Genomic DNA, 14,056 nt, shown 5'->3' on the forward strand with positions numbered 1-14,056 from the left:
AAATTCCGTCAATTGCCTTGGCTGGTCCAGGCCAAATGACCAAAGGCCTACCTGTCGCCCATCCCCTGTTTGGAGAACGGGCATTGCGCCTCTCTTCGAAATGCCGCACGGCGGCAACTCAGGGCTGAGCCGATCATGGGGTTTATGCCGTACAGTGATCCATAGGAAGGACCCATTTCACCTATGGTTGGGAGGCTCGATGAAACACGCGCTGATCTCGAGTGGTTTGGTCTTGGCGAGTCTTGCCGCTTCGGCACAAACAACTCTGCCTGCCGTAAACGTCGTTGCACCACCGTTTTCGTCCCAGCACGGCGGCTACCTGATTTCGGGCGATTTCAAGCTCGATCCACGCATGCCATCCGTGGTGTTTCCCGCGCAAGCGCTGGTGAAGGACGACATCCTGAGCATCGAGCCTGTCCATCTTCAGGACAACGAATACCTGATATTGCAGGAGTGTGCATCCGCGGATTGTCACGAGGCTTCGCTGGTTCGATTCTGGAGCGCTGACGACATCGGAGGGGACAATACGAGACACAACCGCGTCTGGATTACTCATGAGAACAAGTACTTCCTCTGGCTGAAGCGTTTGCCGGATGTATCCGGGCAGAGCTGTGGCCAGGGCTGGTTCAAGTTCGACCCCAATACAACGAAATGCGGCGGCCACTTCACCAGCTTTCAGCAAATCAGCCCCCCGCTGATGCTGATTCCGAGTGGCGATTTGGCGGCATATCACCAAGACGCTCTGCAGAAAGCCATCCAGGCCGACCCCGTGCTGGTGGCGAAGCAGACGCATGAAGGTTCCACGTATGTCGTGACCTACGGGGGAGGTAGCACGGTGCGCGTGCGACGCATGCATGCCACGAAGGATAACCGGCAGGCTGATTGATCGGACCTCAAGATGCCCTGACAGCCATGAAAAAACCGGACTTGCGACCGGCTTTTTTTTCGCCCGAAACTTCTGGGCTACGACTAATGGTGCGACTCGTCCTTGCGCTCGCTCACTGATTCGTCGGCAGGAGTGTCAGCGCTGCGCGGTCACACCGGGATACGTACTGCACTGCCCTTGGTGAAGCTTTAGCTACTCTTGTTGTTTTTAATTATCGTGCTGCCGCCGTAGTGATTTCCGAGCTGCCCATTGCGAATGAAATCGCGCATCATCGCGAAATAGCCGTCCGGATTACGTGTGGACAAGCGCATGCCATCGGCACCGGTCTCGTACTCGTAGATGCCGTGGTCGGCGTGCGGAAACATCACCAGCGTGATCGGCCGGCCTTGCCCGATCAAGCCGCACAGGAGTCGCGCCGTTTCTGCACTTGGGGCTTCGGTGTCGTCCTCGCCAAGTATCCATAGTTGCGGTGTGTCGAGGTTACGCAGCACCGGCATCGGATCGTAGTCCGCCGGCACGTGGGCCAGCAGAGCGGGACCTTTCTCACGCACGACGGCTTCCGGGTTGTCGAGCAAATAAAAACTGAAGTCGCCGTGTAGATGCTTGTACCAGGGTTCGCTCGCGTATTGGGCACGTAGCGCAGCCAACTGATCGTAGCCTTCGCGGAAATCGCTGCGCATGATGTTGGCGGTGGCGTCGGCGATCTTCATCGCCTTGGCCATCACGTCCGCGCCATAACCTTGGCGCGTCATATCCAGCGCAATCGCCTCGCGGTCTTCTTCGAGCGGTGAAACGGCGAGGCCGAAGCCCACGATGACGAAGTCCACCGGTTCGATCTTCGCGGCAAGCGGTACCACCCACCCTGCCTGGCTGCCCCCTTGATAGCCGACCCTGCCAGCACGGTCTCCGGCGAGACGTTTCGCTTCGTGCATCGCGGCGATCGCATCATCGGCCAGTAGCAGGTAGCTCTGCGAATACCGTCCGCTGGAAGCGCCGGTGCCGCGCTTGTCATAGACGAACACCCCGATGCCTTCGGTGGGCAGTTGCCGTTGTAGCGCGTAGAAATCGCGCGCCGAAAAATCCTCCGACCCGTGCACCAACACCACGATCGGCACCCTGCCCTTACCCTTGGGCATCACCAGACGGCCAGCCAGGCGCACACCGGCGCCTTGAAACACGGTGTCGGTCACGTCGAGTGCAATCCGCTGACCTGGCACACCATCGAAAACGATCTGTCCCGTGGTGCATTCGGAGAAGGACACATGCTTGCCATCGGAGCGGGTGGTCCAGCCCAGCGTGCTCATCCATTGCCCGTTGGACGTTTCAGTCAGCACGCCGGTCGTACCGTCCTTGCGCCGCCAGCGCAGGTGATCGCCGTCGGTCAAACCGATGTCGACATCGCTGCCGTCACGCAGCTGGTAAATCCCGATGCGGCAATCGCCTTTGCGGTCGCCGTCCTTTGTCTGTGCGGCCCCTGGGCCAGCGAATGCCGACAGGAGCAGACACAACATGAGAACCGTTGCGGCCCTCACACCCGCGGTCAGGGACTTCAGCGAAACGAGCTTCATCGGCAGCTCTCCGGAAACGCAGCGAAACTGGGGTCACGGTGCGCTTTTCTACACGATCGGACGGCCTGCCGCCAATGTCGGAATGACTGCATCCTCCACGCTCAAAGGCTAGAGACCGCTGGCCCGCGTCGTGCCAAAGAGAGCGAGTAAAAAGCGCCCTCCTTCCCTTTGTTGATCATTTTTGAGAACTTGACGTTAATTCTGCCGATCCAACCTGAACCACTCTGATTTGACACGGTTTTCATCTCGAGCGTTTGGGGGTACGGTCAGCTTCCCCCTGAGCGAAGCGGAGCGCCCCCATGGCCCTGTGGAAAGAACCCGTCAAAACCCCCACCGAAACGCGCGAAACCATGGACCTGACGCCACGTGCCGTCCCTGAAGCAAAGCCCGAAGTGCAAACGCCGGTGCAGCAGCCCGCCTTCAATTCCACGCCTGCACCCGTCACATCCGCACCGGGCAAGCCCAAGACTGAATCGCTGATCGCGCCCGATATCACCATCGAAGGCAAGATTGAAGGTGCGGGCCATGTGCGCATCGCCGGCAGCTTCAAGGGCGACGTCAACGTGCGCGGCGACCTCACCATCGAACCCAACGCCAAAGTGACCGGCAGCGTGCGCGCCGAGAAGGTCACCATCGCCGGCGAACTGATTGGCAACATCGAATCCGCGGTGCATGTGGAACTGCTGCAAACCGGCGCACTCACCGGCGACCTGAAGGCCGGATCACTCAGCGTGGCGGCGGGTTCGCGCATGCGCGGCCAAGCCGAGTTCGGCTGGGACGAAACCAAGGACGGCAACAACGCCCACAGGACCAACGGGCACAACGGCACAGTTTCGTGAGCACCACTCCCCCGGGCACGGCCGGGGCGACGCGCACTTGTCCGCACTGCCGGGAGACCATCCTGGAAAGTGCGGGCGTGTGTCCCGCCTGTCGCCACAAGCTGCGCTTCAGCGAGCCGACCAGCGCGACGACGGCGCCCGCTTCCACGCCACTGCGCGTGGAAGGCAGCTTCCGCAACCCCGCCGACAGCGGCGCCTGGGAATACTCCATGGTGCTGACCATCCGCAACGAACGCGGCGAGGAAATCGCGCGCAAGCTGGTGGGCGTCGGCGCCATGCGACCGGACGAACAACGCACCTTCACCTTGAGCGTCGAGATGAACCCCGCCAGCGCCGGCGGCAAGCGCACATGGCATTGATACCGTAAAACTGCAGGCTCGCCAGGAGTAATGGCGTGCGAAGTCGACAGACCACTTACACCACGAGCTGCCGATCGCAACCTCTACCAAGGTGCTCCGTAGCTGTCATCGGCAAGGCACATCGCGCGGCCAGGCCGTAAGCGTCCAATCGCCATAAAGGCGCGCTTACTGTTTACAATTTTGCCTCCCGTCGTGGCAGGTAGAGCGCATGAATCTTCATTCACGCTGTTCGCTGGTAAGTCGCGTGCTCTTTTTGGCACTGCTCCTCGCGCCGGTTGTCGCCATCGCCCAGGCCGTAACCGGTGTCGGATTTCAAGCGATCACGATTCACGATCCGGTCAACGGCGGTATCACGCCCGGCTACGTGTTCTATCCGTCCTCGCAACCTTCCACGATCATTTCGCGCGGGCCATATGAAGTGGATGCCACGCCCGATGCACCGCCAATCGCCAGCGCCAAGCCGTTGGTAGTGATTTCGCACGGCCATGGCGGGACGGACCTCGGCCATCACGATCTCGCGGTTTACCTGGCGAGCCACGGGTTTGTAGTCGCGACGCTGGAACACCCCAAGGACAATTTCCACGACACCAGCGGCGTCGGAACGGCAGCCGTACTGGACGGCAGGCCTATCCAGCTGAAGGCCGCGATCAGCGAGCTGCTGAACAATCCGCGCTGGAAGACACTGATTGATCCGAACCGGATCGGTGTCGCCGGCTTTTCCGCGGGCGGCTATGCCGCGCTGATGGTTGTCGGTGCGGTACCCCGCTTCGATCTCTACGTAGGCTATTGCAAACGACATCCCCAGGATCCGGACTGCGGATTGCTGGAGAAACTCCAATCCCAAGGGACTGCGACAGCGGCGCTCGCTGCGCTGCAAGCAAACGTTGATCACTGGGGCAAGCCCGACGATCCGCGCGTGAAAGCCGCCTTCGTCATGGCGCCATTGAGCCTGGTTTTCGACAAGGTCGGTCTCTCCCACGTCGATTACCCGGTTTTTCTCTATTACGGTCAAGACGATCAGGTGCTGCTGCCACAGGAAAACGTTTTGCACATTGCACCCCTGATCAAGACACTCGCCGGCATCACGATGATTCCCAAGGCGGGGCATTACGTTTTTCTCTCGCCATGCTCGCCGCAACTCACCAAGGACGCACGGGACATTTGCACGGATCCACAGGGCGTCGATCGCGTCGCCGAGCACCAGAGGATCAACGCCAGTGCTCTAGCTTTCTTCCGCAAGACGCTTGGCGTCGCAACACACTGAGTCAGCCGAAGGGTCGCTGCGTCGTAACGCTGTCGATACTCCAGAATTCGCGCACATGGATAGCACTGGCAGCTACCCGCTATGCTGGGACCTCACGGCGCGGGGGCGCCGATCATCGGGGAAGCGACACATGACGACACGATCCAATGGACCGGCAGCCGGCTTCGGCTGGCTGAAGAAGGGCTTTAGCGTGGGCTACCGCCATCCGAAGCCGTTGCTCGGAGGGGCGGCTTTCCTGGTGGTGGCGTGCCTGTTGCCGGCGCTGATCTCACTACCGATGCAGTTTTACGCGGCAAGCTCTGGCACACCGCCGAGCCCAGTAACCTTCGGCGCGATCATGGCGATCTCCATGCTGATCAGTCTGCTGCTCGTGCCGCTTTACGCGGGCTATCTGCAGCTGGTCGATGCCGCCGAGCGTGGACTACCGACCCGCGCACTCGACGTCTTCAAGCCCTACCGACAAGGCGAAGCATTGCGCCTTATCGGCTACGGACTGGCGGTGGCTGTGGTCTACGTCACCATCATTGGATTGATCTTCGTGGCGACAACGGGAGGCGGCACTGCCGACTGGTATATACAAGCACTGGCTGCACAAGCGAGCCACCAACCGCCGCCGGCGTTGCCTAACGGCTTCGGGACCGTAGTCGCACTATCCATGGTGCTCGGCCTTTTGATCATGGGTTTCTACGCGATCAGCCTTGGCCAGATCGCCCTGGGTCGTAGCAACGTGTTCGGCGCCATCGGCGACGGCCTGATCGGCGCGGTGAAGAACGTGCTGCCGCTGCTCGTGTTTGCAGTCAGCGCCATCTTTGCCTGGATTGGCGTGATAGTTGCCTTCCTGCTCGTGGCCGGTCTGCTTACCCTGCTCGGCAAGCTCGTCGGCGCATGGCTGGTACTCGTGCTGCTGGTTCCGCTCTATATCGCCTTGATGCTGGGGATGTTCATGGTGATGTTCGGAACGATGTATTACCTATGGCGTGATGTGTGCGGCGACGACGTCGTGCCCGACATGGCTGAGGCAATCGCTGCCTGATCTGCGTCATCCGTTGCAATGCGAAGGCGGCTGCGGCCGCCTTCGTCATTTGCGGCCGAAACAAAATGTCTCTGACGCTTTATTTGCGGCAGCCAAGGCGCCGTATCTGTCAGAGGCCCTGACCCGGTTAGCCGGTTAGTTGGGCCAGCGCTGCATGACGCTCTTGTAGCGCGTGTAAAAGCGTACGGATTCCTGGCCGTACGCGTGATGGTCGCCGAACAACGATCGCTTCCAGCCTCCGAACGAATGCCACGCCACCGGCACCGGGCTCGGCAGGTTGATGCCCACCATGCCGGCCTTGATCTGCCGGGAGAAGGCCCGCGCCGTGCCGCCATCGGATGTGAAAACCGACACACAGTTCCCCAGTTCGTGCGCATTGACGAGCGCTATCGCACTGGCGAGATCAGGCACGCGTACAACCGACAGCACCGGCCCGAAAATCTCTTCTCGATAGATGCTCATATCACGCGATACGTCGTCGAAGAGCGAGCCACCGAGAAAGAAGCCCGCTTCATGGCGGGGCACGGTATAGCCGCGACCATCAACGACAAGCTTGGCACCCGCCGCGACACCCGCATCGATATAGCCTGACACCTTGGTGCGATGCGCGGCGGTGATGAGCGGCCCCATGTCCAGATCGGGCTCCATGCCACCGCCGATCCTGAGCGAGCGCACGCGCGGCGCGAGGCGCTCGATCAGCTCATCGGCAATCCGTCCTACCGCCACCGCGACCGAAGTCGCCATACAGCGCTCGCCGGCTGACCCATACGCCGAGGCGATCAGCGCGTCGACGGCTTGATCGAGATTGGCGTCGGGCATCACGACCAGATGGTTCTTCGCACTGCCCAGCGCCTGCACGCGCTTGCCGTGCTTTGCGCTTTCGCTGTAGATGTATTCGGCGACCGGCGTCGAGCCGACAACAGATACCGCAGCCACATCGGGGTGCTCGATCAGCGCATCCACGGCGACCTTGTCGCCATGCACGACATTGAATACGCCTTTGGGCACGCCCGCCTCGATGAACAGCTCGGCAAGCCGAATCGATGCCGACGGCGTGCGCTCGGAGGGCTTGAGTACGAACGTGTTGCCGCACACAGCCGCCATGACAAACATCCAGCATGGCACCACCATCGGGAAATTGAACGGCGTGACACCCACGGCTACACCGAGCGGCTGCCGTAGATTCCAGGCGTCGATGCCGCTGCTGACCTGATCGGTGAAATCGGTCTTGAGCAGGTTCGGAATTCCGCACGCGAATTCAACGATTTCGATACCGCGCAGCACCTCGCCTTTCGCGTCCGAAAACAGCTTGCCGTTCTCACGCGTAATGAGCTCGGCGAGTTCGTCGTAGTGCTCGTCAAGCAGCCGCTTGAACTTGAACATCAGACGAGCGCGATGCAGCGGCGCAGTTTCGCTCCAGGCAGGAAACGCTGCTCTCGCAGCGGCGATGGCGACGCCAACTTCAGCTGCGTTTGCGAACGGTACACGAGCCGTCACGCTGCCTTGCGTCGGATCAAATACGTCACCGAAGAACCCGCTGGCGCCCGCAACGCGTTGACCGTCGATGAAATGATTCAGCTCGCGCACGCGCGCGCCGTCTCGCTCTGCTTCGCTCATACGTCCTCCGATGGAGGAATGCGGGCGAGGCAGGCCGCGCTGGCCGCGCCACGCCTCCTCATGCCGGGAAAAGACCGACGGTAACACGGCCGATCATCACGCTAAATTGCACCTTGGTCTACCCCGCGGCGATGTTCAGGGCCTATCAAATTCTCCCGCCAGGCCACCCGTCGAAAGCGCTGAAAGCTGAGCGGATCAGGGCCTGATGTATCCCCACATGTCCCGAACTCAAGGTCAGGCTTTTTGCTGGCGCTCAGACAGGTCGCGCGAGGTGGTGAAAAATCAACCTGACGTCAGGCTCGGTTAGCTGGACGCTCCCGCGTGCCTAAACCCGCCCTCTCTGCACATCAGGCCTCGCCACTCATCGAGTCAGCCCTGTCGGCAAGCCGGATGGGACGGAATTCTTGCCGGCACCTTTTCTCCTGACAAGCACTGCCAACTGTGCATGCCGTCTCGACATGGAGATCGGACTGGAGGCGCCATGTGTCATCCACGCTGTGCCACATCGCCAGGTAGCGTCCCTCAGGCGTAACGACATGGCCTGAAGACCGCATCCGCCATTGCCATGTACCAACTTCCGCCGCACAGCTGCGACCGTCAGTCGCTACATCGACTCGATCTGGCGTTCGAACCCCCAGATGAAATCACGATTGGCAAAAGTCTTCGCGTAGCGCGCAACAAAGTTGTCACGCCCTATGGTCAGTACACCGTTTGCCCAAATGGATCCGGAGTTGTCTCTCTGCCAGTACTTCGCTATGCCAGTGGCATCTCTTGAAACCGGGGCTGAGTTGTAAGCCTTTCGCGCATCGCGTATGGCATGTTCGTCGGCAGAAATGACGGAACTTGCGGCGGGAATCGGCGAAGCAGCGCTCGCCGGCGAAGCGAAGGCACCCAACAAGATCATTCCCACGAGCAATGCCCTGAGCATGACAACCTCTTTGCAGCGAGTAGGCAAAAGCCACGTCCGTTTGACGGTACGCGTTTGATCATAGCCAATGCAGAAACGCGCCGTTCGGGTTTAGCGGAATCAGTAGAGGTGTTGGGGCAACAACGGCGCGCAGGTTGTCGGTGTATCCGTACTTTGTGGGAAGACCGCTCCAAGTCCTGTCAGATGGACCGCGCGAATATTGTCCCCGACACCTCCTCGTTCTTGAGAAAGTGCGTTTCGGCCCAAATGCTGTTGATCTTGCGACTATCTCAAGCATGTGGCCATGTTCGACAAAATCAGAAACTGGCGCGTGCGACGCGCCATCGCCCGGCACCCGATCGCCGAACCGCTTTGGCGAGACGCGCTGCAGCGTTGTCCCGCGGCACGTCGGCTGGGCGCTTCCGATCAGGCGACGCTGCGCGTACTGGCCACGCTGTTCCTGGAAAGCAAGTCGCTGGAGCCGACCAAGGGCCTGCATCTGGAAGACGCCGACCGTGTCCTGCTCGCGACCCATGCTTGCCTACCCATCCTGAAACTGGGCATGGATTGGTACGACGGTTGGCACAGCGTCATCGTGTACCCGGACGCATTCATTCCACGTCGCCCACAAATCGATGCCGCGGGGGTCGTTCACCAGACCCACGCTGTGATGGCCGGTGAGGCATGGGGACGTGGGCCGGTGATCGTGTCGTGGGCGGATGTACTGAACACGGGGAAGCCGCCGGGGCACAACGTGGTCGTCCACGAGATGGCACACAAGCTCGACATGCTCAACGGGGACGCCAACGGCTTTCCGCCATTGCACCGACGTATGGATCGCCGCGAGTGGTCGCGGGTCTTCTCGAGCGCGTGGGATCGCCTGAAGGAGGAGCAGCGCAACGGCGCTGACTTGCCGATCAACCCGTATGCCCTTGAAAGCCCGGCCGAGTTCTTTGCGGTTGCCAGTGAGCAATTTTTCGAGGCGCCGGCAACCTTGCGCCAGCATTTGCCTGACGTCTATCGGCAGCTCGAGCAATTTTATCGGCAGCATCCGTTCTGAGGGCTCCAAAAAACGGAGGAAGTTACGCGAACCTCATTCAACTTCCTCCATACCCGTTTCCGATCAAGGGGAACCTTGAATGAAAGAAGTTGTCTATCCGGGTTGGCCGCAACACGCGCTGAGGATATGCGCAGGTTTCGTGTCGGCCATTGGCTTGAACTTGAATAAGGCAGTGTCATCGAACGTTCCGGGCAGGTCCAACATCGACAAGAGGAGGATCGTGCGCGCGGCCTGGCCTTACTCGACATCGATACGCGAGAGACCCTGCGCCGTAGGCGCTGGCGACAGCCACCGCTGACGCGCCCGGCGCTGGCGTTCGCGCTGGCTTTGGTCTTGGTATTGCACGCGCTGTTCGCGCTGGCGCTGTGGTACGAGATGCAGCCCAAACTGCTGCATCTGGCGGTGGCACATATCGATACCGATCAGGTGCTGACAGTGCGTCTGATTGATCAACCCAGCAAGCCGCGCGCCGTGCAGCCGCCCGAGCCACCCACGCTACCCAAGTTGGCGCCGCCGTCGCAGGTGGTGTCCCCCCGCGTTCGCCCCGTGACGCACGAGAAGGCATCTCGTGAAGCGATGGTCGTGCAGGATCATGAAGCGGCGCCTGCACCGGCGGCCTCCGTGGCCACACCGTCCGCCAGCAGTGTGTTCGCGAAAGATGGCTCGGTGCGGCTAGCACCCACGACAGAGGCCCCCTGGCCAACAACAAACGCCAAGGCCACACCGGCAAAGCCCGCGGACGATCGTCAGATCATGCAGCACGACCTCGACCGGATGCACACCAAGACCACACGCTTCGATAAGTATTTCCCGCCGCCGAACGAGACGGCCGGTGGTGCGGTGGGTCGCCATATAGGCGATGCGATCAAGGAGATGGCCGCAAGCATATGCGATCCCACCAAGGCGAGTACGGCAACCAACCTGTTGTGCGGCGCGCCTCCCATACCGCCTTCGCCCAAGGATGGTGACGAGCGCCTCAACCTGCCCCCGCCGCCACGCGCCGACGATCCCAATCCGCCCACGCCGCCGCCACTGTCCACCTGTATCGCCGAGTACAACGCGATCAAGCCGCTGTCTTACGGCTGCCCGCTGGACACGCCTGATCTGGCCTTCAAGGCCGAGATGCGTGAATGCATCGATCTGTTCCGTGCGGGCAAGCGCCTCAAGACATGGTGCCCGGCCGATACACCCCAGCGCGCAGCGGCCGAGTCGTCGACGCCAGCGGCTTCCTCGAGCGTGGGTTCGCACTGAGCACGGTCGACCACACGTAGCGGCGGTTGGATTTGTTCTATTTTCCAGCCGCCTCGGTCTCCGCCGCCTTCTGCGCGAGCTCCTTGATCTTGAGAACACGCAACTGCTCAGACTTCTTGAGTCCTTCGCGAGCCTCTTTGATCACTTCGTGGGCCAGATTTTGGCTGGTGTGATGCCGCTTCGCGTCGATAGCGGCATCCAGCCGTTGCTGGGCTGCCTTGATCGCTTTATCGACGCGGTAAAGGGGAGCATGCGGGTTCGTGGTCAGGGGCGGGTCGTAGCTCTTCGTCATGATGTTTCTTCGTGATCAGGACGGCACGATAGTCCGATTGCCCCCGCTGCGCTCGTGTATCGTCGTTACCCGCTTGGACAAAAATCCAAAACCGGGGTCAATGATGCCGCGGAAAGCGAGTTCGTCCCGCTTTAGCTACGAACGGGAAGGTCCACTTCCGACCGGCGGCCTCAACCGGTCGATGCAACACCCCTGCTGCCCAAGCAGCGATATCGTTGGGTGACCGGGCCGTTCCGGCCTACTCTCATCCACAGTCGAGGGATCCTTTGTCGATTTCCTTCCCTGTTAGAACCGCTTGAGGTCCAGGGACTTGCTGCTGCGCGTGTTCGCGATCCGGCACCTAGTTCAACGCAGCACTAGCGACATCAGCACGTATCTGGCCCGGGCAGACACCACTGACGCGCTTGAAAAGGCGTCGGAAAGCCGCTTCGCTGCTATAGCCCATCTGTTCGGCGATGCACGCCACGGATTGCTGCCGGTCGCGCAACAACTGCTCGGCGACACTCACCCGCCATTGGGTGACGTATTGCATCGGCGGCATCTGCATCAAATGAGTAAAGCGTTCCGCAAAGGCCGAGCGCGACATGCACGCGAGCCCGGCCATCGATTGCATGGTCCAAGGCATGCCCGGGTTTTCATGTACTGCCTGAAGCACTTTACTGATACGCGAATCAGCTACTGCAGCGAACAGACCGCATCGCTCACCGGCACGTTTGGCGTAGTCGCAAACAGCCAGTGTGAACATCGCATCAGCAAGCTTGTTCAACAGCACCTGTCGCCCATCCTGACCCGCATCGACCATCTCTACCATCATGGTCGACAGTTGTTGGAATGTATTTCCCGCATCCTTCGATCGCACTACGAAACAGGCCGGCAATGCATAGTTGAGCGGATGATTGGTGGTGCCGAAAAATCTCATTTCGCCGCAGATCAGACTCGTCCGGTCGGCGTCTCCCATGCTCGCTTGTCCATCGACGCTCAGACGATGCGGATCGCCCCGCGGAAAGAGAACCAGATCTCCGGCCTCCAACTGCATGGCCTGGTCGAGCGCGGCACATTCAACTTTGCATTGGCCAGCACCGACAAGATGGAACAACCCGCAGTGGTACCGCGGCCCATCGATAAACCATGAGCCACAGCGATGCAGCTCGGCGACCACGGCGACCCGTAACATCGATTGACTAAGCAACGACTCAAGGGCCGGTTCGACAAGCGGTGGACGAGGCTTGTCCGTGAGCATCGGATGGAGTTCGATATACACGGGCGATCCTCTGGCGGTTGGCTCCAATAACTTGTTTTCGCCAAAGACACACCCGTGGTTACATCACCCCCAAATACGACAACGGACGTCAGTTCAACCGCCAGCGGCTGATGAGGCCGCTAGCCAACCATTGATGCAGGAGGTTGGCCGTGAGTGGCAATGCAACCGCGGCATCGTGATGCTCGCAGACCCGTTCGCACAGGGCGGAGAAGGGCTCTCCCTTGATCGCGCCGGTCAGCGCTGATATTTCGTCCACTTCGATTGACCGGTAATGCACAGTCAGCGATTGCCGCCAAACCAGCAGGTGGCGAGCTTTGTCATGGCGCCTTGGACGCGGACGCTTGCTATCGCGATCAGCCGCACGGCGAAAGACCTCGATGTTGTGATGGGTTGGAATGATTTGCAGATGACTTTGCGGACTGAGACGCAAATTCGCCCAGGCATCGGCGGGTACATCGGCCAGATCAGCCACGGCAAGCACAGGTTCGTCGGCTGCATCAAAAGATGTCGAAATGGCCCAGTCCAGACGCGCCATTTCAACCAGCTGGGGCTTGTCGCGCCAAGGCAGGCCATACTCCAGGAAGGCCGCCAGGCCTGCGCCGTGCCAACGGATGTTGTAGTGCCCCGATGGATGCGCTTCGACATAGCTATCCAGCAATGTGCCAAAGCGTCGGCCCATCAAAACACCCAGGCCAGGAAACTCAGTCGCCAGCGCGTCGCGCAAACGCACGCGGTAGCCGTTGCGATAGATGGCCAAGCGGCTTGCAGCATTTGCGCAGACGTCGTCGTCGATCTCACGCAGTTGCGGGGATTGATCGGCAAGCACAGCTTGCAGCATGTGTTGCTGAAGCGCCTGCAGATGGCTCACGCGGCTTCTCGCAGCAAGGGAGTGGCCAGCGATCGCGCGCAGTCGAGTTCGGCCAGCAATTCAGCGAGCGGCGGCATATGGTCGTCGCGCTCGATCATCGTCGATACCCTGCCATAGCGACGCACCGCTTCGACATAGAGATGCCAGACGTCATCGATGATCGGTGCATCGTGCGTGTCGATCAGCAGCTGCCCGCTGTGTTCATGGCCGGCCAAATGGAACTGCTGAACGCGCGATGCCGGGATGCCGTCAAGATAGTCCAGTGGCGAAAATCCATGATTGTGCGCACTGACATAGATGTTGTTGATATCAAGCAGGATCAGGCAATCGGCGCGCTCGGCCACGGCCGCCAGGAATTGCCACTCAGTAAGCTGTGCGTTGGCGAAGCTGATGTAGCTGGATACGTTTTCCAGCAGAATGCGCCGGCCAAGCACATCCTGTACCCTGCGCACGCGGTCGACCACATGGGCCAAGGCCTCTTCGGTGTAAGGGAGCGGCATCAGATCATGCAGATTGACGCCTTGCACGCCGGTCCAGCACAGGTGATCGGAAATCCATACCGGCTCCACGCGACGGGCCAGCGCAGAGAGTCGCGCAAGATAGCCGTCATCCAGCGAATCGGTGCTGCCGATCGACATCGACACGCCGTGCATCACTAACGGGAAGCGCTCACGGAATTTTTCAAGCCATACGAGCGGACGCCCGCCGGGGATCATGTAATTCTCGGAAACGATCTCAAGCCATTCGACGTTACCAGGTTCCTCGAGCAAGCTTTCGTAGTGCTCGACGCGCAAGCCCAGGCCATAACCCAGATAGGGCAACCGATCGGAAGTGGTCTCGATAGTCATGAT

At 60.5% G+C, this 14,056-nt stretch carries 14 protein-coding genes; 7 read left to right on the top strand and 7 right to left on the bottom strand.

Features of this window, described 5'->3' with window-relative positions:
- Window positions 1-199 precede the first annotated feature (199 nt).
- A complete protein-coding gene (locus HDE77_RS14810) occupies window positions 200-886 on the top strand; it encodes a hypothetical protein (RefSeq protein ID WP_184418463.1) in 687 nt (228 codons plus the stop codon).
- A 188-nt stretch (window positions 887-1,074) separates the two neighbouring features.
- Here the strand turns inward: HDE77_RS14810 and HDE77_RS14815 are convergent, their stop codons facing one another.
- Window positions 1,075-2,397 (bottom strand): alpha/beta hydrolase, encoded by a 1,323-nt coding sequence (locus HDE77_RS14815; RefSeq protein WP_184418465.1) that lies wholly within the window; start codon window positions 2,395-2,397, stop codon window positions 1,075-1,077.
- Window positions 2,398-2,753: 356 nt separating this feature from the next.
- Between HDE77_RS14815 and HDE77_RS14820 the strand changes: the two genes are divergently transcribed.
- From HDE77_RS14820 to HDE77_RS14835, 4 genes are all read left to right on the top strand, one after another.
- Window positions 2,754-3,293: a polymer-forming cytoskeletal protein gene (locus HDE77_RS14820; protein WP_184418467.1), complete on the top strand. Its 540-nt coding sequence runs from the start codon at window positions 2,754-2,756 to the stop codon at window positions 3,291-3,293.
- Window positions 3,290-3,652: a hypothetical protein gene (locus HDE77_RS14825; RefSeq protein WP_184418469.1), complete on the top strand. Its 363-nt coding sequence runs from the start codon at window positions 3,290-3,292 to the stop codon at window positions 3,650-3,652. Before HDE77_RS14820 ends, HDE77_RS14825 begins: the two co-directional genes overlap by 4 nt.
- Before the next feature lie 208 nt (window positions 3,653-3,860).
- Window positions 3,861-4,916, top strand: a complete 1,056-nt coding sequence (locus HDE77_RS14830; RefSeq protein WP_184418471.1) for a prolyl oligopeptidase family serine peptidase — start codon at window positions 3,861-3,863, stop codon at window positions 4,914-4,916.
- A gap of 130 nt (window positions 4,917-5,046) precedes the next feature.
- Complete coding sequence (locus tag HDE77_RS14835; RefSeq protein WP_184418473.1) at window positions 5,047-5,949, top strand: hypothetical protein; 903 nt, start codon at window positions 5,047-5,049, stop codon at window positions 5,947-5,949.
- A gap of 135 nt (window positions 5,950-6,084) precedes the next feature.
- Here the strand turns inward: HDE77_RS14835 and HDE77_RS14840 are convergent, their stop codons facing one another.
- Window positions 6,085-7,566 (bottom strand): CoA-acylating methylmalonate-semialdehyde dehydrogenase, encoded by a 1,482-nt coding sequence (locus tag HDE77_RS14840; protein ID WP_184418475.1) that lies wholly within the window; start codon window positions 7,564-7,566, stop codon window positions 6,085-6,087.
- A gap of 604 nt (window positions 7,567-8,170) precedes the next feature.
- On the bottom strand, window positions 8,171-8,494 hold the full coding sequence (locus HDE77_RS14845; RefSeq protein ID WP_184418477.1) for a hypothetical protein: 324 nt from the start codon (window positions 8,492-8,494) through the stop codon (window positions 8,171-8,173).
- Window positions 8,495-8,777: 283 nt separating this feature from the next.
- Between HDE77_RS14845 and HDE77_RS14850 the strand changes: the two genes are divergently transcribed.
- Both HDE77_RS14850 and HDE77_RS14855 read left to right on the top strand, forming a co-directional pair.
- Entirely contained in the window at window positions 8,778-9,533 is a 756-nt protein-coding gene (locus HDE77_RS14850; protein ID WP_184418479.1) for a M90 family metallopeptidase, read from the top strand.
- Window positions 9,534-9,866: 333 nt separating this feature from the next.
- Window positions 9,867-10,784 carry a hypothetical protein gene (locus HDE77_RS14855; protein ID WP_255482745.1) on the top strand — a complete coding sequence of 306 codons (918 nt, stop codon included), beginning with the start codon at window positions 9,867-9,869 and terminating at the stop codon, window positions 10,782-10,784.
- A gap of 37 nt (window positions 10,785-10,821) precedes the next feature.
- Here the strand turns inward: HDE77_RS14855 and HDE77_RS14860 are convergent, their stop codons facing one another.
- From HDE77_RS14860 to HDE77_RS14875, 4 genes are all read right to left on the bottom strand, one after another.
- Window positions 10,822-11,076 carry a hypothetical protein gene (locus HDE77_RS14860; RefSeq protein WP_184418481.1) on the bottom strand — a complete coding sequence of 85 codons (255 nt, stop codon included), beginning with the start codon at window positions 11,074-11,076 and terminating at the stop codon, window positions 10,822-10,824.
- Between the two features lie 340 nt (window positions 11,077-11,416).
- Entirely contained in the window at window positions 11,417-12,337 is a 921-nt protein-coding gene (locus HDE77_RS14865; protein ID WP_184418483.1) for an AraC family transcriptional regulator, read from the bottom strand.
- 88 nt (window positions 12,338-12,425) lie between these two features.
- The gene (locus HDE77_RS14870) at window positions 12,426-13,205 is read right to left on the bottom strand and encodes a DNA-binding domain-containing protein (protein WP_184418485.1); all 780 of its coding nucleotides are present in this window, start codon (window positions 13,203-13,205) and stop codon (window positions 12,426-12,428) included.
- Entirely contained in the window at window positions 13,202-14,053 is an 852-nt protein-coding gene (locus HDE77_RS14875; protein WP_184418487.1) for a DUF692 domain-containing protein, read from the bottom strand. The genes HDE77_RS14870 and HDE77_RS14875 overlap by 4 nt, the downstream gene beginning before the upstream one ends.
- Window positions 14,054-14,056 lie beyond the last annotated feature (3 nt).

Origin of the sequence: Rhodanobacter sp. MP7CTX1 (assembly GCF_014205795.1) — a bacterium.
Lineage (GTDB): Bacteria > Pseudomonadota > Gammaproteobacteria > Xanthomonadales > Rhodanobacteraceae > Rhodanobacter.

Coding starts and splice junctions, on each gene's coding strand:
- HDE77_RS14810 (WP_184418463.1), top strand. CDS start 200: ATGAAACACGCGCTGATCTCGAGTGGTTTGGTCTTGGCGAGTCTTGCC.
- HDE77_RS14815 (WP_184418465.1), bottom strand. CDS start 2,397: ATGTTGTGTCTGCTCCTGTCGGCATTCGCTGGCCCAGGGGCCGCACAG.
- HDE77_RS14820 (WP_184418467.1), top strand. CDS start 2,754: ATGGCCCTGTGGAAAGAACCCGTCAAAACCCCCACCGAAACGCGCGAA.
- HDE77_RS14830 (WP_184418471.1), top strand. CDS start 3,861: ATGAATCTTCATTCACGCTGTTCGCTGGTAAGTCGCGTGCTCTTTTTG.
- HDE77_RS14835 (WP_184418473.1), top strand. CDS start 5,047: ATGACGACACGATCCAATGGACCGGCAGCCGGCTTCGGCTGGCTGAAG.
- HDE77_RS14840 (WP_184418475.1), bottom strand. CDS start 7,566: ATGAGCGAAGCAGAGCGAGACGGCGCGCGCGTGCGCGAGCTGAATCAT.
- HDE77_RS14845 (WP_184418477.1), bottom strand. CDS start 8,494: ATGCTCAGGGCATTGCTCGTGGGAATGATCTTGTTGGGTGCCTTCGCT.
- HDE77_RS14850 (WP_184418479.1), top strand. CDS start 8,778: ATGTTCGACAAAATCAGAAACTGGCGCGTGCGACGCGCCATCGCCCGG.
- HDE77_RS14860 (WP_184418481.1), bottom strand. CDS start 11,076: ATGACGAAGAGCTACGACCCGCCCCTGACCACGAACCCGCATGCTCCC.
- HDE77_RS14875 (WP_184418487.1), bottom strand. CDS start 14,053: ATGACTATCGAGACCACTTCCGATCGGTTGCCCTATCTGGGTTATGGC.